Annotated in this window: 30 protein-coding genes and 1 tRNA gene; 15 read left to right on the forward strand and 16 right to left on the reverse strand. The window is 29.5% G+C overall.

Annotated features, from left to right (window positions below; all coding sequences use genetic code 11):
* Window positions 1-332: 332 nt before the first annotated feature.
* The 5 genes from QML81_RS01640 (at window position 333) to QML81_RS01660 (ending at window position 4,691) form a co-directional block, all read left to right on the forward strand.
* Entirely contained in the window at window positions 333-869 is a 537-nt protein-coding gene (locus QML81_RS01640; RefSeq protein ID WP_281951451.1) for a gamma carbonic anhydrase family protein, read from the forward strand.
* Window positions 870-986: 117 nt separating this feature from the next.
* Window positions 987-2,462, forward strand: coding sequence for an NAD(P)/FAD-dependent oxidoreductase (locus QML81_RS01645; protein ID WP_281951452.1), 1,476 nt, complete (start codon window positions 987-989; stop codon window positions 2,460-2,462).
* Between the two features lie 31 nt (window positions 2,463-2,493).
* A complete protein-coding gene (locus QML81_RS01650) occupies window positions 2,494-2,670 on the forward strand; it encodes a hypothetical protein (RefSeq protein ID WP_281951453.1) in 177 nt (58 codons plus the stop codon).
* A gap of 47 nt (window positions 2,671-2,717) precedes the next feature.
* Window positions 2,718-3,488, forward strand: a complete 771-nt coding sequence (locus tag QML81_RS01655; RefSeq protein ID WP_281951454.1) for a peptide deformylase — start codon at window positions 2,718-2,720, stop codon at window positions 3,486-3,488.
* A gap of 3 nt (window positions 3,489-3,491) precedes the next feature.
* Window positions 3,492-4,691 (forward strand): dicarboxylate/amino acid:cation symporter, encoded by a 1,200-nt coding sequence (locus QML81_RS01660; RefSeq protein ID WP_281951455.1) that lies wholly within the window; start codon window positions 3,492-3,494, stop codon window positions 4,689-4,691.
* Here the strand turns inward: QML81_RS01660 and QML81_RS01665 are convergent.
* From QML81_RS01665 to rpe, 3 genes are read right to left on the reverse strand one after another with little or no spacing between them, the layout of a single operon-like run.
* Window positions 4,688-5,479: a 3'-5' exonuclease gene (locus QML81_RS01665; protein ID WP_281951456.1), complete on the reverse strand. Its 792-nt coding sequence runs from the start codon at window positions 5,477-5,479 to the stop codon at window positions 4,688-4,690. The two genes, QML81_RS01660 and QML81_RS01665, sit on opposite strands and share 4 nt — an antisense overlap.
* The gene (locus QML81_RS01670) at window positions 5,472-6,065 is read right to left on the reverse strand and encodes a phosphoribosylanthranilate isomerase (RefSeq protein WP_281951457.1); all 594 of its coding nucleotides are present in this window, start codon (window positions 6,063-6,065) and stop codon (window positions 5,472-5,474) included. Before QML81_RS01670 ends, QML81_RS01665 begins: the two co-directional genes overlap by 8 nt.
* 1 nt (window position 6,066) lies before the next feature.
* Window positions 6,067-6,705: a ribulose-phosphate 3-epimerase gene (gene rpe / locus QML81_RS01675; RefSeq protein ID WP_281951458.1), complete on the reverse strand. Its 639-nt coding sequence runs from the start codon at window positions 6,703-6,705 to the stop codon at window positions 6,067-6,069.
* A gap of 133 nt (window positions 6,706-6,838) precedes the next feature.
* Between rpe and rpmB the strand changes: the two genes are divergently transcribed.
* From rpmB to QML81_RS01695, 4 genes are all read left to right on the forward strand, one after another.
* Window positions 6,839-7,033 carry a 50S ribosomal protein L28 gene (gene rpmB / locus QML81_RS01680; protein ID WP_281951459.1) on the forward strand — a complete coding sequence of 65 codons (195 nt, stop codon included), beginning with the start codon at window positions 6,839-6,841 and terminating at the stop codon, window positions 7,031-7,033.
* A 52-nt stretch (window positions 7,034-7,085) separates the two neighbouring features.
* Window positions 7,086-8,270 carry a bifunctional glutamate N-acetyltransferase/amino-acid acetyltransferase ArgJ gene (gene argJ / locus QML81_RS01685; protein WP_281951460.1) on the forward strand — a complete coding sequence of 395 codons (1,185 nt, stop codon included), beginning with the start codon at window positions 7,086-7,088 and terminating at the stop codon, window positions 8,268-8,270.
* A gap of 121 nt (window positions 8,271-8,391) precedes the next feature.
* Entirely contained in the window at window positions 8,392-8,625 is a 234-nt protein-coding gene (locus QML81_RS01690) for a DUF465 domain-containing protein (RefSeq protein WP_281951461.1), read from the forward strand.
* Window positions 8,625-8,894, forward strand: a complete 270-nt coding sequence (locus QML81_RS01695; protein ID WP_281951462.1) for a hypothetical protein — start codon at window positions 8,625-8,627, stop codon at window positions 8,892-8,894. The genes QML81_RS01690 and QML81_RS01695 overlap by 1 nt, the downstream gene beginning before the upstream one ends.
* On the opposite strand, the gene accA is transcribed toward QML81_RS01695, so the two are convergent.
* From accA to gpmI, 5 genes are all read right to left on the reverse strand, one after another.
* Window positions 8,884-9,819 (reverse strand): acetyl-CoA carboxylase carboxyl transferase subunit alpha, encoded by a 936-nt coding sequence (gene accA, locus QML81_RS01700; protein WP_281951463.1) that lies wholly within the window; start codon window positions 9,817-9,819, stop codon window positions 8,884-8,886. The genes QML81_RS01695 and accA overlap by 11 nt on opposite strands.
* Window positions 9,820-9,828: 9 nt before the next feature.
* The gene (locus QML81_RS01705) at window positions 9,829-11,052 is read right to left on the reverse strand and encodes a beta-ketoacyl-ACP synthase II (protein WP_281951464.1); all 1,224 of its coding nucleotides are present in this window, start codon (window positions 11,050-11,052) and stop codon (window positions 9,829-9,831) included.
* Between the two features lie 142 nt (window positions 11,053-11,194).
* Entirely contained in the window at window positions 11,195-11,428 is a 234-nt protein-coding gene (acpP, locus tag QML81_RS01710; protein ID WP_187647305.1) for an acyl carrier protein, read from the reverse strand.
* A gap of 618 nt (window positions 11,429-12,046) precedes the next feature.
* Window positions 12,047-12,790 (reverse strand): 3-oxoacyl-ACP reductase FabG, encoded by a 744-nt coding sequence (fabG, locus tag QML81_RS01715; protein WP_281951465.1) that lies wholly within the window; start codon window positions 12,788-12,790, stop codon window positions 12,047-12,049.
* A 142-nt stretch (window positions 12,791-12,932) separates the two neighbouring features.
* A complete protein-coding gene (gene gpmI, locus QML81_RS01720; protein WP_281951466.1) occupies window positions 12,933-14,414 on the reverse strand; it encodes a 2,3-bisphosphoglycerate-independent phosphoglycerate mutase in 1,482 nt (493 codons plus the stop codon).
* A gap of 341 nt (window positions 14,415-14,755) precedes the next feature.
* Between gpmI and mraY the strand changes: the two genes are divergently transcribed.
* From mraY to tilS, 6 genes are all read left to right on the forward strand, one after another.
* Window positions 14,756-15,820, forward strand: a complete 1,065-nt coding sequence (gene mraY, locus QML81_RS01725) for a phospho-N-acetylmuramoyl-pentapeptide-transferase (RefSeq protein WP_281951467.1) — start codon at window positions 14,756-14,758, stop codon at window positions 15,818-15,820.
* A 3-nt stretch (window positions 15,821-15,823) separates the two neighbouring features.
* Window positions 15,824-17,050, forward strand: coding sequence for a UDP-N-acetylmuramoyl-L-alanine--D-glutamate ligase (murD, locus tag QML81_RS01730; RefSeq protein ID WP_281951468.1), 1,227 nt, complete (start codon window positions 15,824-15,826; stop codon window positions 17,048-17,050).
* 34 nt (window positions 17,051-17,084) lie between these two features.
* A tRNA-Phe gene (locus tag QML81_RS01735) sits at window positions 17,085-17,160 on the forward strand.
* A 263-nt stretch (window positions 17,161-17,423) separates the two neighbouring features.
* Entirely contained in the window at window positions 17,424-18,488 is a 1,065-nt protein-coding gene (locus QML81_RS01740; RefSeq protein WP_281951469.1) for a GGDEF domain-containing protein, read from the forward strand.
* Window positions 18,489-18,574: 86 nt separating this feature from the next.
* Window positions 18,575-19,885, forward strand: coding sequence for a 30S ribosomal protein S12 methylthiotransferase RimO (rimO, locus tag QML81_RS01745; RefSeq protein ID WP_281951470.1), 1,311 nt, complete (start codon window positions 18,575-18,577; stop codon window positions 19,883-19,885).
* A complete protein-coding gene (gene tilS, locus QML81_RS01750; protein ID WP_281951471.1) occupies window positions 19,878-20,885 on the forward strand; it encodes a tRNA lysidine(34) synthetase TilS in 1,008 nt (335 codons plus the stop codon). The genes rimO and tilS overlap by 8 nt, the downstream gene beginning before the upstream one ends.
* Here tilS and QML81_RS01755 read toward each other — a convergent pair.
* The 8 genes from QML81_RS01755 to QML81_RS01790 form a co-directional block, all read right to left on the reverse strand.
* On the reverse strand, window positions 20,857-21,360 hold the full coding sequence (locus QML81_RS01755) for a hypothetical protein (RefSeq protein ID WP_281951472.1): 504 nt from the start codon (window positions 21,358-21,360) through the stop codon (window positions 20,857-20,859). The two genes, tilS and QML81_RS01755, sit on opposite strands and share 29 nt — an antisense overlap.
* Before the next feature lie 9 nt (window positions 21,361-21,369).
* Window positions 21,370-22,407 carry a hypothetical protein gene (locus QML81_RS01760; protein ID WP_281951473.1) on the reverse strand — a complete coding sequence of 346 codons (1,038 nt, stop codon included), beginning with the start codon at window positions 22,405-22,407 and terminating at the stop codon, window positions 21,370-21,372.
* Between the two features lie 22 nt (window positions 22,408-22,429).
* Window positions 22,430-23,047 carry a lysophospholipid acyltransferase family protein gene (locus tag QML81_RS01765; RefSeq protein ID WP_281951474.1) on the reverse strand — a complete coding sequence of 206 codons (618 nt, stop codon included), beginning with the start codon at window positions 23,045-23,047 and terminating at the stop codon, window positions 22,430-22,432.
* A gap of 64 nt (window positions 23,048-23,111) precedes the next feature.
* The gene (gene miaB / locus QML81_RS01770) at window positions 23,112-24,416 is read right to left on the reverse strand and encodes a tRNA (N6-isopentenyl adenosine(37)-C2)-methylthiotransferase MiaB (protein ID WP_345741150.1); all 1,305 of its coding nucleotides are present in this window, start codon (window positions 24,414-24,416) and stop codon (window positions 23,112-23,114) included.
* Between the two features lie 157 nt (window positions 24,417-24,573).
* Window positions 24,574-24,819, reverse strand: coding sequence for an HP0268 family nuclease (locus tag QML81_RS01775; RefSeq protein ID WP_281951476.1), 246 nt, complete (start codon window positions 24,817-24,819; stop codon window positions 24,574-24,576).
* Between the two features lie 336 nt (window positions 24,820-25,155).
* Entirely contained in the window at window positions 25,156-26,274 is a 1,119-nt protein-coding gene (nusA, locus tag QML81_RS01780; RefSeq protein WP_281951477.1) for a transcription termination factor NusA, read from the reverse strand.
* Between the two features lie 126 nt (window positions 26,275-26,400).
* Window positions 26,401-26,712 (reverse strand): type II toxin-antitoxin system PemK/MazF family toxin, encoded by a 312-nt coding sequence (locus QML81_RS01785; RefSeq protein ID WP_281951478.1) that lies wholly within the window; start codon window positions 26,710-26,712, stop codon window positions 26,401-26,403.
* The gene (locus QML81_RS01790) at window positions 26,709-26,942 is read right to left on the reverse strand and encodes an antitoxin (RefSeq protein ID WP_281951479.1); all 234 of its coding nucleotides are present in this window, start codon (window positions 26,940-26,942) and stop codon (window positions 26,709-26,711) included. Before QML81_RS01790 ends, QML81_RS01785 begins: the two co-directional genes overlap by 4 nt.
* Between the last annotated feature and the right edge of the window lie 15 nt (window positions 26,943-26,957).

The following is a 26,957-nucleotide window of genomic DNA, read 5'->3' on the forward strand; positions in this document are numbered from 1 at the left end:
GAAGCTGTGAAGCGGGATAGCGGAGAAGTGAACGAGGGCAAGCCAAAGGCTTAAGAAGGCAACTGCTTGCCTTCTGCGCCCGAGCGAAAGCCTTGAATATATGTGAGTCCGAAAAACAAGGTTTTTCGTGACGAATATTTGAGAGGCTGGTTTACATTGAAGAAAATCAAGTAAGCTATGCAAGCGAAGATTTTCGGTTAGTTTTAAGTGGAATAGGAAGTAAGAGGTGAAGCGGCCAATTCCTAATTCCTAATTCCTAATGACCAATGACTAATTACTAATTACTAATGTCTAATGTCTAATGTCCAATGACTAAATATTAAAGGATAAAAATGCTATTAAGATACAAAAATTGGTTTCCGAAAATAAAAGAAAATGCTTGGATTGCACCAGATTCTACAGTGATTGGAAATGTAGAAATTGGAAAAGATAGCTCCATTTGGTTTGGATGTGTTATTAGAGGTGATGTTCATTATATAAAAATTGGAGATAGAACAAATATTCAAGACTTATCTATGATTCATGTCACACATTATAAAAATCCTGATATGAGTGATGGATATCCAACAATAATTGGCAATGATGTGACCGTAGGTCATAGAGTAATGCTTCATGGATGTATTATTGAAGATGCATGTTTAATTGGTATGAACTCTACAATACTTGATGGAGCAGTTATAGGAAAAGAATCAATAGTTGGCGCAGGAAGTTTGGTAACAGGCGGGAAAAAATTTCCGCCAAGAAGTTTAATCTTGGGAAGTCCAGCAAAAGTTGTAAGAAGCTTAAGTGATGAAGAGGTACAAGAACTTTATAATTCCGCAAATAGATATGTTACTTTCAAAAATGATTATATAAACTTTATCTCATAAACTATTTATTTAATTTTTACTTATAATTATTATAAATTTGACATTAGTTTTTATAATAATTATTTAAAGATAAAAGGAATATAATAATTATCGAATTTAAATTTTAAAGGGGTATAGATGGCAAGATTAGTTGTACTTGGTGCAGGCGTATCTGGACATACTGCTGCAACTTTTGCTAAACATTGGCTAGGTGATGCTCATGAAGTTGTAGTTGTATCTCCAAATAGTAAATGGAACTGGATTCCATCAAACATTTGGGTTGGCGTTGGCGAAATGAAGCCAGAAGATGTTATTTTTGAATTAGCTCCAGTATATCAAAAAGCTGGAATAGATTTTAGACAAGCAAAAGCTGTATCGATCCATCCAGAGGGAAAAGAGGGAAGCGAGAAGCCATATGTAACTATTGAATATACTGATCCTTCAAAAAAAGGCCAAACTGAAGAGATTACATATGATTATCTTATTAATGCAACTGGACCAAAACTAAATTTTGGTGCTACTGAAGGGCTTGGACCGGATGGTGGTCATACACTTTCTGTTTGTACATATCAACATGCTGCTCAAGCAAATGATGCTTTTCAAGTAGCTATTGAAAAGATGAAAAAAGGTGAAAGACAAAAGTTTTTAGTAGGTACTGGACATGGAACATGTACTTGTCAAGGTGCTGCATTTGAATATATTTTTAACCTAGAATTTAATCTAAGAAAAGCTGGAGTCAGAGATAAAGCAGATATTCAGTGGATCTCAAATGAGCAATTTTTAGGTGATTTTGGTGTTGCTGGTGTTCATATCACATTTGGTGGATATTTAACTTCAAGTAAAATTATGGCTGAATCACTATTTCTTGAAAGAGGAGTTGACTGGATAACTGGCGCAGCTGTTAAAAAAGTGGAACCTGGAAAAGCATACTATGAACTTCTTGATGGAAGTGAAGGAGAACTTGATTTTGATTTTGCGATGCTTATTCCTCCATTTAGTGGTGTTGGATTAAAAGCTTATGATAAAAATGGCGAAGATATTACAAGTAAGCTTTTTGCTCCAAATGGATTTTTAAAAGTTGATGCAGATTATAATGCAAAACCTTTTGAAGAGTGGAAAGCAAGTGATTGGCCAAAATATTATCAAAACCCAGATTATAATAATATATTTGCTGTAGGTATTGCTTTTGCTCCGCCTCATCCAATAAGTAAACCTATGAAATCTGTTAATGGAACTGTTATAACACCAGCTCCTCCAAGAACTGGTATGCCTTCTGGTATTATAGGTAAAACTGTTGCACAAACAATTGTTGAAGTTATTCAAGGAAAATATAGTCTTGATGAAGTTAAAACAAAAGGTCATCATGCTTCAATGGCTGAAATGGGAGCAGCTTGTGTAGCAAGTACAGGTAAGAGTGCTTGGAGCGGTACAGCAGCAGCATTAACAGTATATCCTGTTGTACCAGATTATGAAAAATACCCAGGAACTGGTAGAGACCCAGAATATACATTTGGTGAAATTGGTCTTGCTGGACACTGGATTAAACATATTTTACATTATATGTTTATGTGGAAAGCACAGCTTAAGCCAGGTTGGACATTAATACCAGAATAAGATTTTCGTATAAATTTATAAAGGAGAGATGATGAGTGGATATGAAGATGTAATGAAAAATATAAAACCATATGATAGTAAAACTTTTGAAACAATGGCTCCTGGTCCGTTTCAAAGATTTTTAAGAACTTGTAAAATTTATCAATTTATTAGATTTATTATTATAAATCTTAAAATGTTAAAAGTTGTGGCAAAAAGCCACCATTAATTTTTGACAAAAAGCGTTTGCTTTTTGTCATATTTTGAAAGGAAATGATGGATTCAAAGATATTAACTTATCCAGATAGCAAGTTATTACGAATAAGTGGAGTTGTTAGAGAATTTGATGAAAATCTTTTTAAATTGTTAGATGAGATGAAAAAAATTAGCAAAGCTAACAATTTAAAAGGATTGGCTGCTATTCAAATTGGCATACCACTCAAAGTTATAGTTTATAAAAAAGATAATGATTTTATAGAACTCATTAACCCTACTATCTTTTTTAATAAAGGTCTTGTAGATTCACAAGAAGAGGATGAATCTATCCCTGGACATAAATTTGATATAAAAAGATATAAAGAGATAAAAATATCTTATGTTGATAGATATAATAAACAGCATTTTTTAACAGTAGATGGAGAGGATGCGATTTGGCTTCAAAGAAAGATAGATTTTACTTTTGGCGGACTCCCTATAAATAAACTTCCAAAAAAAGAGGCTAAAAAGTTTATAAAAGAGTATGGAAGTGGAGAGGCTTGTCCAACAACTTTTGTTAAAGATAAGATTTTATTAGCTGTTAAAATCTCTGTTATTTTAGAATTTTTAACTTTTTTAGCAACTTTTTTCATAAAATCTATAAACTCATCAATAATAAGCTATTGGTCAATTTTAAATATTTTAGCTATTGTTTTTTATCTATATTATGCTAATTATGAAACAAAAAAGTACAAAAACTGCACCAGCTGCCAAGGTGCTAATGCAATTGGTAATGCTTTGATTTGGGGTAGTTTAACCATAGGAATATTTTTACTTAATTTTATTTTTTAGTAAATGAAAAAAAAACTTTTAAAACTTGAAAATATAACTTTCATAGCAATTATATTAGGCTTATTTTTTGGATATTTTTTTAAAGATTTAGCATTAAATCTTAAAGTAATAGGAGATATCTATATCTCTTTACTTAAAATGCTCATCATTCCTTTAGTTTTTGCCTCAATTTTTATAGCAATTGTTGGATTAAAAAACAAAAATGAATTAAAATCTATTGGAATAAAAGCTTTTTTATATTATATATCAACAACCGCACTAGCTGTTATTTTAGGGCTTTTAGTAGTTAATATAATAAATCCTGGCTCAAATTATGAGTTAACAAAAGATTTAACCCATACAATTACCCCAAAAGAGGTCTCAATTAGTGATTTTTTACTCTCTTTTATTCCAACAAATATATTTAACTCTTTATCAAATGGAAAAATTTTACCAATAATCTTTTTTGCTATCATTTTTGCAATAAGTGCAATGTTTATAGAAAAAAATAAAAAAGAGTTTTTATATAACTTCTTTGATTCAATAAATGACTCTTTTATGATTTTAGCAAAATGGATAATAAACCTAACTCCAATTGGTGTATTTTTTCTTATTGCTTTTACTGTTGCTAAAAATGGAATTGAACCAATAATGGAACTTTATAGCTACTTTTTAACAGTTATTTTAGCCCTCTTTACACACGCTTTTTTTACACTGGGAATAATTTTATATTTTTTTGGAAAAATCAATCCATTTACATATTTTTCTCAAGTAAAAGAGGCTCTTATGGTTGCATTTTCTACTGCTTCAAGTTCTGCTACTCTTCCTGTCTCTATAGAGATAGCAGAGTTAAAAGCAAAAATTGATAAAAAAGTAGCTGGATTTGTTTTGCCTCTTGGAGCAACTATAAATATGGATGGAACAGCTCTTTATGAGTCAATTGCAGTTATGTTTATAGCAAATATTAGTGGGGTTGAACTTAGTTTAACTCAACAGATTACTATCTTTATAATGGCTACTTTTGCTTCAATTGGTGCTGCTGGAATTCCAGGTGCTGGACTTATTATGATGACGATGATACTTGATAGTGTTGGTCTTTCAGCTGAATATATAGCATTAATAATAACAGTTGATAGATTTTTAGATATGTTTAGAACAAGTATTAATGTATGGGGCGATCTGATTGGAGCAAAAATTATCAATCAATTGATAAATAAAACTTAACTACTTTTTTCAGCTATATTTTTCTTTTCATTTGTAACTTTTTTGCCTCTTTTGCTAAATTCAATTAAATCTTCTGTAGTTTTTACATATTTTGGAATATTTGAAAAAGAGATTTCTAAAACTCTTAAAGCTGTTAGAGCATCTGCATAAGCTCTATGATGAATTAAACTATTTATTCCTAATGATTCATTTAAAAAACCAAGCCCATACTTTTCACTTACTATTGTTCTTCTTGCCAAATCAATAGTACAAAGCTTTCTATTTGCAAGTTTTTCAAATCCAAGCTCATTTAATTTATCAGAAATAAAGTTATAATCAAATTTTACATTATGTGCTACAAATACACTATCACCTAAAAACTCTTTAAATTTTGCTAAAACCTCTTTTTGTGTTGGTGCATAAATTAAATCCTCAACTGTTATACCAGTTAATTTTGTTATATATTCTGGAAGCTCCTTTGCATGCACAAAACTTTCAAATCTATCTAATATTTTCCCATTTTTATATTTTATGGCGCCTATTTCGATTATTTGTGAGTTATGAGGTTTACTTCCACTTGTTTCAATATCTACAATGACAAATTCTTGATTTTTATATAAAGTTTTTGCTGTTTTTAAAAAAACTTTGTTGTCTTCTTCTTCAATAGGAAAACCTCTTGCTTTTAATGTTTGATATAAAAGCTCTGAATCTCCAAACATTCCATAAATTGCAAGTAAAATATTTTTAAAATCATCTTTTTTTAAATTTTGTTTTTTTAATTTTTTAACAATCTTTTCCAAATTATTCAATCGATTTTGCCTTTTTTATAAACTCTTTTACTTTATTTGGATCTTTTTTACCTTTGTAAGCTTCTACTCCACTACTTACATCTACCCCATAAAACCCATATTTTTTTACCTCTTCTATATTTTTAGGGCTTAATCCACCAGCCAATATTACTTTAGAGCAATCAACATCTTTAAACCAATCAAGTGCTACTCTTTTTCCACTTCCTCCAAATTCTTCAACATATGCATCAACAAGTCTATAATAATTTTTAAATTTTAAAATATCCTCTTTTTTCTTAGCTCTTACTACAGGTAAAACTTTTATTTCAAAACTCTCTAAAAAATCTTTATCTATATCAAAATGTAGTTGTGCAAGTGAAATATTTGTATATTTATAAATATCCTCTATATTTTTTTTAGTTTCATTTACAAATAAACCTACTCTTTCTATAAATGGAGGTAGCTCTTTTATTATCTCTTTTGCTTTTTGAGGCGATATAAATCTTGGCGATTTTTCATAAAATACAAATCCTAAAGCATCTGCCCCAGCATCTATTGCAATTAGTGCATCTTCAAGATTGGTTATTCCACAAATTTTTACTCTCAATCTATACCTTTAAACTATCTATAGATGCTTTTCTATCTTTTTGTTTAAAAATATAACTTCCTGCAACTGCAATATCAACTCCAGCAGTTTTTAAATCTCTTATATTTTTATCATTAACCCCACCATCGACCTCTATCAAGCAGTCAGGATTATATAAATTAACCATCTCTTTAACTTCAGCAATTTTTTCATAAATTGGAATAAATTTTTGACCTCCAAATCCGGGATTTACACTCATAAGCAAAATCATATCAACATATTCAATCAAATACTCTATCAATTTTGGTGTAGTTCCAGGATTTAAAACTATTGCTGGTTTAATCCCATAATCTCTTATTTTTTGAATTAATCTATGTGGATGATTTTCACTCTCTATATGAAAAGATATATATTCAGGATTAAATTTAGCAAAAAGATCAACAAAAAAGCTATTATTTTCTACCATTAAATGGATATCAAGAGGTTTTGTAGCAGCTTTTGCCACAGCCTCAACAACTACTGGTCCAATTGTCATATTTGGTACAAAATGGCCATCCATTACATCAACATGAACTAAATCAGCTCCATTTTCACAAATCTCTTTTACTTCATCTGCTAATTTACCAAAATCGGCACTTAAAATACTAGGTGCTACAAGCATTTTCTTCCTTTTTAAGACAAATAGAGTATAATTATATCAAAAATATTAAAACTGAAATAAAGTTTAAATTCATCTGTTTTTAAGTTTAAAATAGGTAAAATTCAAAGCTAAATTCCTATGAGAGGGTAAAAAAATGTCTAGAAAATGTTCAATTACTGGAAAAGGTCCTATGAGCGGACACAATGTAAGTCACGCTAACAATAAAACGAAAAGAAGATTTTTACCAAATCTAAGAACAGTAAGAATAACTTTACCAGATGGTACTAGAAAAAAGATAAAAGTGGCAGCATCAACTCTTAGAACTATGAAGAAAAAATCGCTTATATAAAGCGGTTTTTCTTTTTTTCCTCTTCTCCTCCTTAAATTAAATAAGGATATAAATGTTTGAAATCTTTTCTATAAAAAATGGAATAACATCAGTAGATGGATTTTATGCCTCAGGTGTAAATGCAGGTTTAAAGAAGCAAGGTTTAGATGTTGGATTTATATATTCAGACAAATTATGTGATGTAGAGGCAATTTTTACAAAAAATAGATTTCAAGCAGCCCCAATAAAACATTTTAAAAAGCATAATATTCAAAAAACAAACTTCATTCTTGCAAATTCCAAAAATGCAAATGCAATGACTGGAAAAATGGGAATTGAAGATATAGAAGAGATTTTGGAATTTGCCAAGGAAAAATTTCCTCAAATAAAAAATCCTATAATGAGTTCAACTGGAGTAATAGGAGTTTTTATTCCAAAAGAAAAGATAAAAAATGCAATTGAAAATTTTGATCTATCAAAAAAAGAATCAAACAATTTTGCTAAATCTATAATGACTACTGATACTTATGAAAAAGAGATCGCTTTTGAAGTTGTATTGAAAGAGAATAAAAGTTTTAAAATTGCAGGAGTTGCTAAAGGTGCAGGCATGATAAATCCTGCGATGGCAACTATGCTTTGTTTTATAGTAACAGATGCTGATATTCCAAAAGATGATATGAGAGAACTCCTACTGAAAAATGTTGATAAAACTTTTAATGCTATAAGTGTAGATGGAGATAGATCAACTAATGATTCTGTGTTTTTATTATCAAATAAAAAAAGTAAAGTTTATAATAAAGAGGCTTTTGACTTTGCTTTAAATAAAATTATGCACCATTTAGCTCTTGAAATTGTAAAAGATGGAGAAGGCGCAAAAAAACTTGTAGGATTTGAAATAAGTGGTGCAAAAAATGATGATGAAGCAAAAATTGCAGCAAAAGCTTTATCTAACTCTTTACTTGTAAAAACAGCTATTTTTGGAGAAGATCCAAATTGGGGAAGAATAGCTTCAACTATAGGTGCAAGTGGAATTGAATGCAATGAAAATAGTTTAAAAATTAGTTTTGAAGATGTTTTGGTTTATAATAAAGGTGAAATACTATTTACTAAAGAGGTTGAAGAAAAAGCTCATAAAATTATGAAAAAAGATGAGTTTACAATAAAGTGTGATTTAGGTATTGGCACTGGATATTTTAAAGCTTATGGCTGTGATTTAGGCTATGAATATGTTAAAATAAATGCAGAATATAGAACATAAGTAATAATTAGTAAGCAGTGATGAGTGAAAATAATAAATAATTATATTTTAAATTATCACCTATCTCTGATTACTTATTACCATTTACTGAGCACTCACAAACAAATTAAAGGAGAAAAAAATGTTAGAAGAGTTTCCAAAAGAGATTGTAGATGAACTTAGAAATAAAGACAACCATTTTGATGCAATCATAACAAAACATGATGAGCTTGATAAATTGGTTACTGAAGTTGAAGAGGGCCGTGAACATATGGATGATTTAGAATTGGAAAAAATAAAGCTTGAAAAATTAAAATTAAAAGATGAAGCATACTATATTTTAAATAAATATATGAAAGAAAAAGGATTAAAATAATGGGGGAGCATAAAATCAAAAAAACATTAAAACAGATTTTTTCTCATCCTATTCCTACAAACATTGAATGGAAAAATATAGAAAATCTTTTAGAACATAAAGGATTTAAGATAGAAAATACTAAAAAAAATCATATGAAAATCAAATCGAATAGTGGGCAAGAACTTGTTTTAATAGTTCATGGTCATGAAATAAATAGCAAAGATGAAATTGTAAAACTAAAACATTTTTTACAAGAAAACGGAATAAGCGAGGAGTCTATTCTTTAAAGGCTCCTTTGCTTATAAGTTTTTCATATCTCGCACTTATTCTTTCTTTTGAAGATATTTTAGAAAGTTCTTCTATGGCATTTAGATAATACTCTTTTAAGGCTTTAGCAGCTCCCTCTTTATCTCTATGAGCTCCAATTAATGGCTCATCTACAATATCATCAATTAAATTTAAATCTTTTAAATCTTGTGAAGTTATTTTTAAAGCTTTTGTAGCTTGCTCAACTTTGCTTGGATCATTCCATAGAATTGCTGCACATCCCTCAGGCGAAATTACACTAAAAACAGAATATCTCATCATAGCTAGTTTATCAGCCACACCTATAGCTAAAGCTCCACCACTTCCGCCTTCACCAATCACAATAGATACTGTAATTGTATCAAGTCTGCTTAATTCTAAAAGATTTCTTGCAATTGCTTCGCTTTGTCCTCTCTCTTCTGCTCCAACTCCTGGATAAGCCCCCGGAGTATCAATAAGCATTAAAATAGGTATACCAAATTTTTCTGCAAGTTTTGCAACTCTTAAAGCTTTTCTATAACCTTCTGGATGAGGCATACCAAAATTTCTTTTTATTTTATTTTTGGTTCCTCTACCCTTTTGCTCTCCTATGAGCATTGTTCTTTGTCCGTCAATATATCCAAGATAGCAAATTATTGCGGGGTCATCTCTATAACTTCTATCTCCATGTATCTCTATAGGATCTTCCATCAAAAGTCTGACATAATCAAGAGCATAAGGACGATCTGGATGTCTTGCAAGCTGAAGTTTTTGATAATCAGAAAGATTTTTATATGTTTTTGCAACCTCTTTTTCCAAATCTTTTTTCAATATCTCAACAGCAGCATCATCGCCCCGTGCTTTTGCAGAGTCAATTTGCTCTTCTATTTGTTTAATTTTTTGTTCAAAATCTAAATAGGTTGCCAAAATCAATCCTTAAATTTTTTTAAAAATAACAACCCCGTTAGTTCCACCAAACCCAAAAGAGTTACTCATAACAATATTTAAATCTGCTTCTCTTGCAACATTAGGAACATAATCAAGATCACAATCTGGATCAGGTGTTTCATAATTAATTGTTGGAGGAATAACTCCTTTTTCCATTGCCATTAAGCTTATTACTGCTTCTAATGCTCCTGCAGCTCCAAGACAGTGAGCAATTTGACCTTTTGTTGAGCTAACTGGTGGACAAGCCTCTTTTGAGCCAAAAAGTCTTTTTATTGCCATGGTTTCATACATATCATTATATTTTGTACTTGTACCATGAGCATTTATATAATCAATTTTAGGACATCCAGCCATCTCAAAAGCTGCTTTCATTGCTCTATATGCACCTTCGCCCTCTGGTGCTGGTGTTGTGATATGACTTGCATCGCCACTCTCACCAAAACCTATAATTTCAGCATAAATTTTAGCTCCTCTTTTTTTAGCAGCTTCATACTCTTCTAATACAAGTGCACCTGATCCCTCTCCCATCACAAATCCATTTCTATCAGCATCAAAAGGACGAGAGGCATGTTTTGGATCATCATTTCTTGTTGAAAGTGCTTTCATTGCTGCAAAGCCACCTATACCAATTGGACAAATCGCAGCTTCTGCCCCCACTACAAGCATTCTATCAGCACCGCCTAAAACAATTGTTTTAAATGCCTCAGTTATTGCATGAGTTCCAGCTGCACAGGCAGTAACACTTGATAGATTTGGTCCTTTTAATTTATGTTCAATTGAGACAAAACCACCAAGCATATTTACTAATGCTGATGGAATAAAAAATGGGCTGATTCTTCTTGGGCCTCTAGTTTCACAGATAACTGAATTTTTTTCGATATTGATAAGTCCACCTATCCCAGAAGCTGAGCTTATTCCAAACTTTTCTCTTGGTATATTTTCATCAATACCAGAGTCTTCCATTGCTTCTTTTGCTGCTTTTATACCAAGATGGATAAATCTATCAGCTTTTTTTACATCTTTTGGATCCATAATAGTCTTTGGATCAAAATCTTTAATCTCAGCTGCAATTTTCACACTTTGATTTGAAGCATCAAATGATGTTATTGTATCAATACCACATTCACCATTTACAATAGCTTCAAAAGAACTCTCTTTATCATGTCCTAAAGAGTTAATCATACCAATACCAGTTATTACAACTCTTCTCACTATTATTCCTTTTAGTTAAATAGTTAAGTAGTTAAGTTGTTGAGTAGTTGAATTAATTTTACCTTTAAAGCAACAGCCATTTAACAAATTAACTACTTAACCACTTAACTACTCATCTAAGCAGGCAAAAAGCCTGCTTTTTTTAAGATTTATGTTCTTCTATATATTTAACTGCATCACCTACAGTTTGGATTTTTTCTGCATCTTCATCAGGAATTTCAATACCAAATTTCTCTTCAAGAGCCATAACAAGTTCAACTACATCAAGACTATCTGCACCTAAATCTTCTACAAATTTTGAATCCTCTTTAACTTCATCTGGATTAGCATTTAACTGCTCAACTACAACCTCTTTTACTTCATCAAAAAGTGCCATTTTAACTCCTTTGAAATTTTTAAATCGACTAATTTTAACAAAAAATGGATTAAGTGGACATTAGACATTGGACACTTTGTTTCGTAATCCGTAATTCGTGAATCGTAATCTGGATTTTGGAATTAGAAATTTATTTATTACTTGAAACTTCAAACTTGAAGTTTTTGATATTAGCTACTTCACAGTTTCTCTGCTTCCCCGCTTATCTATTTAACACCTTACTTATCTAAATCTAACCAAAAATCTTCACTTTCTTCGCTCGCTTGATTTTCTTCAAGCGAACAAAGGTATTGCGTAAGCAATAGGAGTTAAACTGCTTTAACTCCGTACCTTTGTGAGAAGTTTTTGTTTATGCAAGCCCTATATTGCTTACAATATAGTGGCGAGCATACAAAAACTTAGTTTACCTTAGAGCAAATTTTAGTTTGTTAAAACAAAATTTGCGGTTAATTTTTATACTCAAAGCTTTCGCTCAGGTACAGGAGAAGCGTTAAGCAAACGCCAACTGCTTGTCGTTTGTAGCTTCGCACGGCAAAGTGTTTATGCAAAGCAAAGAGATTGCATAGCTTACACCAGTTGCCAAGCAGTTGTTGTCCTAAAGCTTCGCTTTACCCTCGCTCACATATACATTCCGCCGTTTACTTTGATGATCTCTCCTGTTATATAGCTTGAATGATCGCTTAATAAAAATGCAACTGCTTCAGCCACCTCTTTTGGATCACCAAATCTTCTAAGAGGTATTTTTTCAATATATGCTTTTTTAATATCCTCTTTTAACTCTTTTGTCATGTCTGTTGCAATAAATCCAGGTGTAATGCAGTTAAATCTAATACCTCTTGCAGCTCCCTCAAGTGCAAAAGATTTTGTCATAGTTATCATACCACCTTTGCTTGCACTATAATTTACCTGTCCAGCATTTCCGGTTTCACCAACTATTGAAGAGATATTAACAACACATCCAAATCTTTTTTTACTCATAGCTTTTAAAGCTTCTCTACATCCTATAAAAGCAGATGTTAAGTTAGCTTTTATAACATCTTCAAAATCTTCTACACTCATTCTTATTGCAAGTTTATCTTTTGTAATACCTGCATTATTCACAAGATAACTAAGTTCACCATCACTATCAATTATCGTCTTTATACCTTCAACAAAAGCTTTTTCATCACTTACATCAAATCCTATTACTGCAGCTTCTCCCCCATTTGCTTCTATCTCTTCTTTTATTTTGTCTGCAGCTTCTGCATTTGATCTATAATTTATCCAAACTTTAAGTCCATATCCAGCCAAAACTTTGGCTATTTCAGCCCCTATTCCCCTACTTGCGCCAGTAACTAAAACATTTTTTCCACTAAATTTCATGTTTACTCCTAATTTGGTTTATTGAACATTAGTCATTAGTAATTAGTCATTGGTAATTGGTAATTAGGAAGTGGCCTCTTCTCCGCTATCCCGCTTCCCTACTTCACACCTTCCCCACTTCACAGCTTCTCTACTTCACTCCTTAAATTAATGGTTTATCCATCTCTTTTGGAATTTCTAGTCCCATTAACTTTAAAACAGTTGGAGCGATGTTACTTAATCCTCCAGGTTTTACCTCTTCCACTCCATCTGCCATTACAAAGCACCAAACATCACCAACAGTATGATTTGTAAGAATATTTCCATTTTCATCTCTCATTTTCTCACAATTACCATGGTCACTTGTTATTACTAAATTATACTCTTTATCTTTTGCTTTTTTTATAATTTTCATAAGCTCTTTATCAACGGCTTCAACTGCTTTAATTGCTGCTTCATAATTTCCAGTATGTCCAACCATATCCCCATTTGCAAAATTTACTACTATAAATTCATATCCTTCATCCATTGCTTTTAATACTGATTTACCTACTTCTGGAGCAGACATTTGTGGTTTTTCATCATATGTTTTTACATTTGGACTTGGAATCAAAACCCTTGTCTCATTAATATATGGCTCTTCAATACCACCATTGAAGAAAAATGTCACATGTGCATATTTTTCAGTTTCGGCTGTATGAAATTGATCAAATCCAGCTCTGCTTATAACCTCAGCCAATGTATTTTTTGGAACAGTTTTCTTAAAAATCACTGGATAAGGAAAAGTTTCATCATATTCAACTATTGTTGTGATATTTAAATTTAATTTTTTTCTTTCAAACTCATTAAAATCTTCATCACCTAAAGCCCTAACAATCTCTCTCATTCTATCACTTCTAAAATTTATAAATAAAACTCCATCATTATCTTCCATACCATTATACCAATCAAAAGCAACTGGTTCTATAAACTCATCAGTTGTATTTTTATCATACTGCTCTTTTATATAATCCTCAATTGATAGTTTAGTTTTTGGCTTTGCCTCAACAATTGCACGATATCCTTTTTCTACTCTATCCCATCTTTTATCTCTATCCATTGTATAAAATCTGCCACTAACTGATGCTATTTGTGCATTTTTTACATTATCTTTTAACTGTTTTACATATTTTAATGCACTTTTAGGATCCACATCTCTTCCATCAGTTATTGGATGTAAAATAACCTCTTTATATTTTGATGCAATATTTGCTATCGCGATAAAATGATCGATATGAGAATGAACTCCACCATCGCTTAAAAGACCTACAATATGCAATCTTTTAGATTTTTTTAAAAGATTTTGAAAAGTTTCATCTTTCTCAAAAGAGCCATCTTCTAATGCAAGAGATATCCTAACTAAATCTTGATATAAAATCCTCCCACTGCCAATTGTCATATGGCCTACTTCACTATTCCCCATCTGGCCTTCTGGAAGCCCAACACTCATTCCATAAGTTTTTATCAAAGAGTATGGAACATTTTCAAATAGATACTTATATGCCTCTTTTTTTGCATTTTCAAAAGCATTATACTCTTTGCTTGGGTTATATCCTATACCATCAGTAATAACTAAAACTGTCTTATTCACATTTTTAGAATTCATATAAATAACCTTCAAATATATAAAATTTATACTTATAAATTTATCAGTGAAATTTTAGTAATATTTCACTTTATTAAAGATTAGGTGACAATTGGTCATTAGTCATTGGTAAGATTTAGTGATAGTGGATTAGTGGAATAGGAGCATAGCAGGTAGAATAGATTATAAGCGGAGAAGCAGAGAAGCTGTGAAGTAGCCAATGTCAAAAACTTCAAGTTTCAAGTTTGAAGTTTCAAGTAATAAATAAATTTCTAATTCCAAAATCCAAATTACGATTCATGAATTACGAATCACGAAACAAAGTGTCCAATGTCTAATTAACAAATTTAAAATGGAGCGTTATGTTATATTGGTTTTATAGACATCTTGATATAAATCTTTTTCAATATATAACAGTAAGGGCTGGATTTGCTTTTTTTATAGCATTTATTTTAACACTCATTTTAATGCCAAAATTTATAAAATGGGCTCAAGAAAAAAATGCAAGCCAACCTATATATTCTCTTGCTCCAAGCAGTCATAAAACTAAAGCAAATACACCTACAATGGGTGGGCTTGTTTTTCTTTTTACTACAATCATTGCTTCAATCTTAACAGTTAAGCTTAATAATATTTATGTAATAGGAGCAATTTTAACTTTAATGCTATTTGCTTTTATTGGAATAAAAGATGATATTTCAAAAATTGTTAAAAAAGAGAATCAATCTGGTCTATCTCCAAAAACAAAAATAATATTACAGACAATTTCAGCTATTTTTATTTCTGGATTATTATATTTTTTATCTTCACTGCCAACATCATTTTATATTCCATTTTATAAATATCCACTCTTTGATATGAAAATCTTTTCAATTCTTTTTTGGACACTTGTAATAGTTGCAACTTCAAATGCTGTAAATTTAACTGATGGACTTGATGGACTAGCAACAGTTCCTTCTATTTTTGCTCTTGCAAGTTTAGGAATATTAGTTTATATTACAGGACATGCAGTTCTAAGTAGCTATCTATTACTACCAAAAGTTACTGGCGTTGGAGAGGTAACAATAATTGCTGCTGCACTTGCTGGAGCATTAATAGGATTTTTATGGTATAACTGCCATCCAGCAGAGGTTTTTATGGGAGATAGCGGTAGCTTATCAATTGGCGCTTTTTTGGCATATATGGCAATTATTTCAAAAAGTGAAATACTTCTTATAATAATAGGCTTTGTTTTTGTTTTGGAAGCAATGTCAGTAATACTTCAAGTTGGAAGTTATAAGTTAAGAAAAAAAAGAGTATTTTTGATGGCACCAATACATCACCATTTTGAGCAAAAAAACTGGAAAGAGAGCAAAATAATTGTTAGATTTTGGATAATTGCTCTAATTTCAAATATAATAGCACTTATAACTTTGAAAATCAGGTAAGATATGGTCTCTTTATTTGGATATGGAAAAACAACAAAATCTATTGCTATTTTCTTAAAAGAGAAAAATATCAAAACAGTAATTTATGATAATATTGAAAAAGAGTTTGTAGATGAAAATGGCATACTTCATAAACCTTTTAATTGTTTTGATCCAAACTCATCTTCATTAGAAATTCCAAGTCCAGGTATTCCACCAAGTCATTTTGCAATTAAAAAAGCAAAAAATCTTATCAGTGAATATGACCTTTTTTTATATGATCCTTTAAATCTTTTTGATAAAAAACCTTTTACTATATGGATTAGTGGAACAAATGGAAAAACTACTACAACCCAAATGATTGAACATATTTTAAAAGATAAAAATGCAATGAGTGGTGGAAATATTGGAACCCCTTTAGCTATGTTGGATAGAGATGCAAAAATATGGATACTTGAAACAAGCTCGTTTACCATTCATTATACAAAATATGCAAAACCCAATCTTTATATTCTTCTTCCTGTTAGTGAAGACCATATCTCTTGGCATGGAAGCTATAGTGAATACAAAGATGCGAAAACAAAACCTATAAAAATGCTAAATGAGGGAGAAGTTTGTATCATACCTAAAGAGTTTAAAGATATAAGCAGTTATGGATATAAAATCATATATGAAAATTCAGAGGATATTGCAAACTTTTTTAATTTTGATATAAAAAAAATAGAATTTAAAGAGCCTTTTTTACTTGATGCTTTACTTTCACTTTCAGTATCAAAGATATTATTTGATGAAGAGAATTTTGAAAAAATTAATAGCTTCAAAATGGCTCCTCATAAACTTGAAGAGTTTTATGATTTGCAAAATAGGCTTTGGGTAGATGATAGTAAAGCAACAAATATTGATGCTACAATATGGGCACTGCAAAGATATAAAAATAAAAAAATATATCTCATTTTAGGAGGAGATGCAAAGGGGGCTGATTTAAAGCCTCTTTTTAAAATTTTAAAAGATTTAAATATTAGAATATATGCTATAGGAAAAGAAGGTAAAAATATTGAAAATCTCTCAAAAAAATATAAAATTGAGTGTGAAAATACTATTTTCCTTGAAAATGCTGTTAAAAAAATAAAAAATCTTTTAAAAAAAGATGAAGTTGCACTGCTTTCTCCAGCTTGTGCAAGTTTAGACCAATTTAGTTCTTATAAAGAAAGAGGAGAAAAATTTAAAAAATTTGTATTAAGTCAAATTTAATATTTTTTTTCATATAATTTCAATCCACATTCAAGGCCAGGTAGCTCAGTCGGTAGAGCAAGGGACTGAAAATCCCTGTGTCGGCGGTTCGATTCCGCCCCTGGCCACCACTCTCAAAACCCCAGAAAAAACAAAACTCCAAAGAATTTTAAAAAGATTTAAGTTTAATATTTTTTACCTATTATTCCTACACATATATTTTAGACCACTTCATATAAGTTTTATATAAAAATCCATATATAAATATTTATCAAAAATTTGATTTTTTTACAGATTAATAATTTTTAAATTTTATCCGATAATAATATTAATGGATTTGTGATAGAATTCGTTTTTATGTGAATAAATATTTTTAAAAAATAAAGGAACAGCAATGGAAAAAAAGAGCTGTACAATAACCCAAAAATTAAAAAGTGGAGAAAAATTTACAAAAGAAGATGTAAAAACTATAATGAATATTGTTAGACAAGAGATGAATTTTATGATACGAAATAATATTTTAATAACTCCAAATAATTATGAAAGATGGTTTTATGTGTTTTGCTATATCGTAGAATCAAAACAAGAGCTAAATGATTTAGAGATTCTTGGTCTATTTAAAGAGATTTATGATGAGCCGTATGATGAAGTAAAAGAAAAAAGAGAAGAAAAAGAGGCTGTAGCTCCTAAAGGCTTTGTAAAAAAACTTAATAAAATTGCAGAGGCTATCGATAAAAAGCTTCTTGAAATTATAAACAGTATTGATAAACATAATGATAATATAGAATCTCATACAGAATCTATTATAGAAAATTCATCTGAAATTGATCATGAAAAAATTATGGAATCTGTTAATAAAATTATTCAAGAATTAAATGATTTAAAAGAGGAAAACAGATCATTGACTCAAGAGCTAAAAAGATATCATAATGATGTAATTTTACTTCAAGAAGAGCTAAAAATTGCAAAAACAGAAGCTGAAATTGATTTTCTAACTGGGCTTGTTAATAGAAGAAGATTTGAAAGAGCTCTGCTTGAATTATTAAATGATCTTCAAACAAAAGATTATCCATTTTCTTTGTTGTTATTAGATATTGATGATTTTAAACTCATAAACGATACATACGGTCACCCTGTTGGAGATACAGTTTTACAAGAAATAGCTACTATTTTAAAAACTTTTTTAAGAGCAAATGCTATTCCTTCAAGAATTGGTGGAGAAGAGTTTGCAGTGATTTTGCCAGGATCTGAACTTGAAGAAGCCGAACACATTGCTCAAAGATTAAGAAGAGCTATAGAAAATAGAACTTTTGATCATAGTAATTTAAAAGTTACTGCAAGCTTTGGAGTTACACAAGCCAAAAAAACAGATACTTTAGAATCTATTTTTGATAGAGTAGATAAAGCTTTATATGATGCTAAAAAAATGGGCAAAAACTGCGTAGTGGCTATTGATTAGACTTCTTAGGGCTTTTGCCCTCTTTCTTAAAAAATCTTAAGTTTATGATAAAATTATAAAAAATTTTTATCAAAGGTTAATAATTTATGAAAAAAAAGCTATTTGTTGTCTCACTTGGATGCACTAAAAATCTTGTTGATACAGAAGTAATGCTTGCAAAACTTAAAGATTATGAAGTTTGCTCAAATGTAAAAGATTCTGATGTTATTATAGTAAATACATGCGGATTTATAAATGCTGCAAAAGAAGAAAGCCTGCAAACAATTTTTGAACTTCATAATCAAAGAAAAAAAGACTCTATTTTAGTAATGGCAGGATGTTTAAGTGAAAGATACAAAGAGGAGCTTCAAAAAGAGTTAAAAGAGGTTGATATTTTCACAGGAGTTGGAGACTATAGCAAAATAGATAAATTAATAAAAGAGAAAAAAAATAGTTTCAGCCAAAAACCATATCTTATAAAAGATGAAGAAAGAATTATTACAGGTTCAAATTTTCATGCATATATAAAATTAAGTGAAGGATGCAATCAAACATGTAGTTTTTGTGCTATACCATCTTTCAAAGGAAAACTGCAATCAAGAGAAATTGTTCAAATCTATAATGAGATAAAAAGATTAAAAGAGAAAGGTTTTAACGATTTTACATTTGTTTCACAAGATAGCAGCTCATATTTGAGAGATTTTAAAATCCAAAATGGTCTTATTAAACTTGTTGAAAAAGTTGAAGAGATTGAAGATATAAATGCAAGGATATTATATCTTTATCCATCAACAACTACACCAGAACTTATAGAAAAAATAGCTAACTCAAAAACAGTATATAACTATTTTGAGATGCCTATACAGCATATCAGTGATAAAATGTTAAAAATTATGAAAAGAGGCGCTGGTAAAAAAAGAACGCTAGATCTTCTTGAAAAAATGAGAAAAGTTGAAAATTCATTTTTAAGAACATCTATAATAGTTGGTCATCCAGGAGAAACAGATGAAGATTTTAATGAACTTTGTAAATTTTTAGAAGAGTTTGATTTTGATAGGATAAATGTATTTGCATATTCAGATGAAGAGGGAACAAAAGCATATGAAATGAAAGAGAAAATACCAAAAGATATAATTGAAGAAAGACTCTCTATCATCCAAGAAATTATTGATAAAAAGGTTGAAAAAAGTTTAAAAAAAGATTTAAATAGAGAAATTGAAGTGATTTTAGAAGGAACAAGTGGGGAAAGTGAGCTTTTATTAAGTGCAAGAAAAACTAATTGGGCCCCAGAAGTTGATGGAGAAATTTTAATTAATGAGAGCGAAATAAAAGATTTAAAAGTTGGAAATAGATATAAAGTTTTAATAAATGATATTGTTGATAATAAATTAATAGGTAAAATTATCGCTAATGGATAAAGAGTTTTTAGAAAAAGATATCATAAATATTTTAAAAAATAGAAAAAATCTTTTAGCATTTTCGGCAGGAGTTGACTCTACTGCTCTTTTTTTTCTACTGCAGGAAAAAGGTATTGAATTTGATATAGCAATAGTAGATTATCAATTAAGAAAAGAGTCAAAACTTGAAGTTGAATATGCAAAAGATTTAGCAGAAAAATTTAATAAAAAAATATTCATAAAAACAGCTCCAATAACTCCTCCTTCTATTGAAAAAAAAGCAAGAGATATAAGATATCAATTTTTCAAAGAGATAATAGATAAATACTCATATGAAAATCTTTTAACTGCTCATCAGTTAAATGATCAGCTTGAGTGGTTATTGATGCAACTTACAAAAGGTGCTGGACTTGTGGAAATACTTGGAATGGAAAAAATTGTAAGATTTGAAAATTATAGCCTTATCCGCCCTTTACTTTATATATCAAAAGAGGAGTTAAAGAATTATCTTGATAATAAAAAAATAAAATATTTTATAGATGTTTCAAATGAAGATATAAACATTACAAGAAACTATTTTAGAAAAGAGTTTTCAGATAAACTCATAAAAAAATATAAAGAGGGGATAAAAAAAAGTTTTTTATATCTTCATCAAGATAAAGAGATTTTAGTTAAAGATCTTAAATTTGTAAAAATTGATAATCTTTTTATTGCAAAAAATCAAAATAGTGATATTAAAAATATTAGAATTATTGATAAAATATTAAAAAAACTTGGATATATTCTCTCAAAAAATCAAAAAGATGAGATATTAAAACAAAAAAATATAGTTATTGGCTCGAAATTTTCTATCTCTTTAAATGATAAATTTATATTTATCTCTCCTTTTATAAAAACAAAAATGGAAAAAGAGTTTAGAGAAAAATGTAGAGTTTTAAAAATCCCTCCAAATATAAGAGGATATATCTATAAAGAAAAAATTGATCTAAAAACTATTCAAGAAAATATACAACAGCTGTAAATTTTAGATCTATTAAATGATCATTTTTTTCAAAAATAATTGGATATTCAAATTTTATTGGCATAGAGTTTTCATTTATATATTTTATGAGATCATACAATTTTTTAGGTGTATCAATTTTCATATCAACTATATATGATTTTTCTATTAAATCTTCTTTGCTTTTTGTATAAAGCTTTTCAATAACAACACTTTTTGCATATAAAGAAAAAAGATTTTCAAGGTCTATTTTGTCAAGATTTTCATGCATATACCTTAGATATTTATTATAGCCTCTCATAGAAGCATAAATGTCATCAAGATTTTCTTTTATATTTTGCAAATTTTTAATCTCTTGTTTTAAATTTTCAATATTTTCTTGATTTTGTGTATTTTTTTTAATATCTGGAATTATCAAAAAAGTACCTATAAAATAAAAAAGAAACAGAATTGCAATGATTATAGATAAAAATTTTATTTTTTGTTTTGAACTCATTTTTTATGCCTAATTAACTCTTGATTTTTTTGAAATAAAAATATATCCATTTTCTATCTTTTTATATTTAACCTCTCTTTTTTGATAAAAATTTTTTAAAGCTTTATTTATAAACTCTTCAAAATATCTCTTTTTTGGAGTAAATCCCATTAATATTAAAGAATTTTTTGTAAACTCTGCTTTAGTTAAAACTATTTCATCTGGTACTAAATCAAAAATATTTTTTATATTCGAAACAATTAGAGTGTTTTTACTTTTAATCTCTTGTGCAAAGGGAATTATCTCTTTTAACTCTTTTGTTTCACTTCTTAACTCTTCAATTTTATCTTGTAAATCAATTTTTTCATTTTGAAGATTTATCATTTTCTCTTCTAAAACACTATTTTGAAATCTTATATAAATATCAGCCAAAATCATAATGGAAAATATTACAGCTGCTGCAATAGTAAGCCATTTAGGAAATATAAACTCTTTTTTCTTTTTCTCTTTTTTATAAAACCAACCTAAATACTTTTCATTTTTACAAATCTCATCTAAAAGTTTATCGATCTCTATTTTTTCATGATCTATCTCTAAAAGAATATTTTCATATAATTTTTCTAAAATATTCTCATCAATAAAATCAGCATCATAAATCTTAATATCTTCTATAAAATAGCAGCACTCATTTTCATAAAACTCTTTAATACTATCAATTACAAACTGATCAAAAGCAAAATTTTCATCTTTTTTAATATGTTTTCCAAAAATTAAAGAGTTCTCTTTAAAAATTGTAAAAGTTATAAAATCTTTTTGATTAAAAATATAAAGAGCTTTATCATTTTTTTCTTTTAGATAAAAATGGTATAAAATAAGAAAAGGAGAAACAAGATAATATTTTGTAAATTTTTCTAAATCTTTTTTTAAAAAAGCTATTTTAAATTTTGATGATATATCAATATAGAAGTAATTTTGGTCTAATTTAATCTCTTTTTCATTACAAATTGCAATCTGTTTATAATCATTTGCAAGTTCGCAACTTTTTTTTATATCATCATATTCTGCCACTTAGAACCTTTTAAAAAAGATACTAATATTGTATCATTTGTGTCTTTATAAAATTCTTTGCACTCTCTTTATCCATATCTGTTACTTTAAAAGGCTCTTTAGCTATAAATGTAAGTTTAGAGAAGGGCTTTGGTATGATAAATCTATCCCAACTTTTTAATTGCCAAAATTTTGACGCTTTATAATAAAATGGGATAATATATACATCTTGTTTTTGAGAAATTGCTACAATACCATCAGCTATACTAAAAATAGGCCCTCTTGGTCCATCTGGAGTTATTGCTATATCATAACCATCTTTTAATTTTCTAATTGCTTGAAGCAAAACTTTTGCTGCACCTTTTTTAGTTGAGCCTCTAATAGATTCAAAACCAAAACTTTTAATAGTCTTTGCAATTATCTCTCCATCAAAATGCTCACTTATCATTACTGCAATTTTGTGATTTTTTCTAATTTTTTTATATAAATAGGGCTGCATTAAAAGATTCCCATGCCAAAAAGCAACAATAAAAGGCTCATTTGGAATATTTTTTGGAAGTTTATATTCTTTTTTGCATGTCAAATAGATAGCTCTTATCAAAAAAGCACCAATTGGAGGTAGAATAAATGATAAAATTTTTCTTTTTGTCTCTTTTTTCATGCTTTAGTATATTGGTGTATTGGTATATTAGTATATTGGAAAATAACCAATATACCAATAACTATTAACCAATAACCTCTCCTTCTAACGCTAATCTTCCTGTTTTTGTGATTTTCACATCTACAAATTTTCCAAGAAACTCTTCACTTCCCTTTACTTTTACAATCCAGTTATTATCGCTTCTTCCTGCAACATATCCACCAGGTTTTAGCTCTTCAAAATATACCTTATAAACTTTTCCAAGTTCATTTTTACTTATCTCATCTAATATTTCAAAATGTAAATTTTGAAGCCTACTTAGTCTCTTGCTTGCAACTTCATCAGGTACTTGATTTTCATAATCTTTTGCAGGTGTTAAAGGACGAGGTGAGTATTTGAAACTAAAAATCTGCTCAAATTTTACTTTTTTTACAACATCAATTGTATCTTCAAAATCTTCTTCACTCTCACCTGGAAATCCCACAATAATATCTGTTGATATATGAACATCAGGTACCATCTCTCTTAATTTCATAGCTCTATCTAAAAACCACTCTTTTGTATAGCCTCTTTTCATATCTCTTAAAACTTTTGTACTGCCGCTTTGCAAAGGCATATGCATTGATTTACAAATTTTTGGATTTTTTGCAAACTCCTCTAAAAACTCATCATCCATATGCAAAGGATGTGGAGATGTAAATCTTATCCTCTCAACACCATCAACTTCACTAACAAGTCTAAGAAGCTCAGTAAAATTTATCTTTTTATCATATCCAGAAAATCTTCTTCCATAATTATTTACATTTTGACCAAGTAAAAATATCTCTTTTGCTCCACTTTTAGCAGCTTTTTCAACCTCTTGCAAAATAAGTTCAGGAGGAATTGATATCTCTTCACCCCTTGTATTTGGAACTATACAAAAGGTACACTTTTTATCACATCCTATAGATATATTGATAAAAGCTTTATATGGTGAGCTTCTAAAATCACTAAATGCATAAGTACTCTCATCATAATCAATATCAACTTCAACAGCTTTTTCTTTATGGATAACTTCAGTTATTTTTGATACATTTCTTGCACCTAAAACAAAGCTAACATATGGAGCCTTTTTTATTATCTCTTCACCAAGATGACTTGCTGTACATCCGCAAACGCCAATCTTTGCTCCATCTTTTTTTATTTTATTGAAGTATCCAATCTCACTAAATAGCTTATGTACAGGCTTTTCTCTAACTGAACAGGTATTAATAAGGATCAAATCAGCCTCTTTTATGTTATCAGTAAGATTGAAATTCTCTTTGTTTGTAAGTTCTGCAATGATATGCTCACTATCTCTAACATTCATTGCACAACCAAGAGTCTCAATATAGAGCTTTTTTGTCAATATATCATCCTTTATCTTTAGTTAAGTAGTTAAAATGGTTAAAATAGTTGAGTGATATAGAGTGGGGAGTAAGGAGTATGGAGGTATTATCCCTTATCACTTATCCCTTCCCCGCTTCACTCCTTCTAACTTCTCTACTCAACCGCTCAACTACTCAACTTTATTTTAATATATGTACCTCATATAGATAGTCATTGTCATCGAGACCATATTTTACTTCTCTTAAATAAACACTATATCCTTTATTTTCAAAATGCTCTACAAGCTCAACAAGATCTTTATGAGCATTTTCTCTATCAAAATAGAATATTTTATCACCATCTTTTTCAACTTCCTCTTCTATTTTTTCCAAAGATATAGGTTTTGGCTTAATTTTAAGTTCATTTCTTGCAAGTTTTAATTCCATACCTACCCTTTAATTAATTTTTCGTATTATATCAAATATATTTTGTCATTAGACATTTGACATTGGATATTAGTAATAAGGAATTGGTTTTCCTTCAAGCTCAAATTTAACCGAAAATCATCATTCGCTTCGCTCATTTGATTTTCTTTAAGGTAAACCATCTGTTCGTATGCTCAGACACAAAATTCCTTGAATTTCGGCTTCGCATATACTCACAGCTTTCGCTCGGGCACAGACAACAAGCAGTTGTTGTCTTAAAGCTTCGCTTTGCCCTCGCTCACTTACCGCCTTATCCCCTTATCTCCTTACCACCTATCCCACTATATCTCTATTCTACTACTTCTTAAAAAGATCTTCCAAAGTAATTTTTGGTTTTTCTTCTTCACTAATTGCTTCTTCGGTTGTAACTCCAGCAACTCCAGCTTTTTCAACAAGCTCTATCTCATATCCTGTAATCATTGAAGCAAGTCTAATATTTATACCGCTTTTACCTATCGCTTTAGATTTTTGATCTATAGGAAGAGTTACTATTGCTCTGTTTTCTTCAATTTTAACGCTTGTTATAATAGCTGGACTAAGACTTCTAGCAACAAAAATCTCTGGAACAGGAGAATACTCAATACAATCTATACTTTCGCCATTTAACTCTTTGCTCACTGCATTTATTCTAACTCCCTTAACACCAACACAAGCTCCAACTGGATCAATTTGCGGAGATGTTGAAGTTAGAGCAACTTTTGCCCTCTCACCAGGAATCCTAGCTACTTTTTCAACTATTACAAGCCCATCTTTAATCTCTGGAACTTCAAGTCTTAAAAGCTCTTCTAAAAATTTTGGAGTTGTTCTTGATAATTCAAGATATATTCCATGTACTTTATCAATAACAACTTTTCTAAGAATCGCTTTTACAACATCACCTGTTTTAAAAGATTCTCCTTTGATTCTATATCTCATAGGAAGGATGGCTCTAACTTCATCTATTTCAACATAGGTATTTTCTTCACTATCCACTCTTGTAACTGTTCCACTTATAATTTTTCCTACTCTATTTTTATATTTTTGAAAAAGCTTTTGTTCTACAAGCCTTTGGATATGATACTCTATCTCTCTTTGTAAATGCAAAGCTGCAGTCCTTCCAAGTCCTTCAAAATCGATAGGATATCTAAGCTCATCACCGATTTCTACATCTGGGTCTATCTCTTTTGCTTCAGTTAATGTAATATATTTTTCGCTTTCCTCTTTTGCCCTCTCATCATCATCTGCTACTACAGTAACTTTTTGAAAAACATTTGCTTTTTTTGTAGATTTATCAATCTCAACATCAAAATCAAGCTCTTCCCCAAGTACTCTTTTTGCAGTTCTTATAATTGCAGTTTTTATCGCATTTGTTACATCTTCAACATCTAAATTTTTTTCATGCGCAATAGAGTCTATAATATCTAATATCTTTTCCATCTCTTTCCTTAATTATAAATTTTTCTTATTGATTTAAAATCGATTTGGAGCTTTAAGAAGTTATGATATTATATTTAAATTAAACTTAAATTGCAAGTAATAAATTATTAGTTATCATATAAGAATTTAATCAACTAACATTATTTTAATAATTTTTTTTATCTCTTTTATATCTTCAGGTGATAGTTTTATATCCAATTTTTTTATAATTCTTTTAATAGAAATAGTTCTAATTTGATCTAATACTATATAACTATTTTCATCTATTTTTACTCTTGTAGGGTAATCTTTATATTTTGAAGTCATAGGAGCAACTATAACATTACTAAAATTCATCTCATCTGGAGAAATAATAACACAAGGCCGTGTTTTTTTAATTTCAGCTCCAATTGTGGGATCTAAATTTACTAAAATAACTTCATACTGCTTATATCTCATAAATCTTGCCACTCTTGAATATCTAAAGCATCATCTATCAATAACTCTTGAGATTTGGAAAATTTTTCTTCCCAACCCTCTCTTGGATTTTTCTTTATTGGTGTAATGATAAGTTTATCATCCTCTTTTTCAATTATAACTATATCACTATCTACTCTAAACTCTTTAGGAATCCTAATAGCTTGAGAATTTCCACTTTTAAATACTTTAGCTTCGATCATTTTTTCCATTTTTAAATCCTTATC

Origin of the sequence: Nitrosophilus kaiyonis (assembly GCF_027943725.1) — a bacterium.
GTDB classification, from domain to species: domain Bacteria; phylum Campylobacterota; class Campylobacteria; order Campylobacterales; family Nitratiruptoraceae; genus Nitrosophilus_A; species Nitrosophilus_A kaiyonis.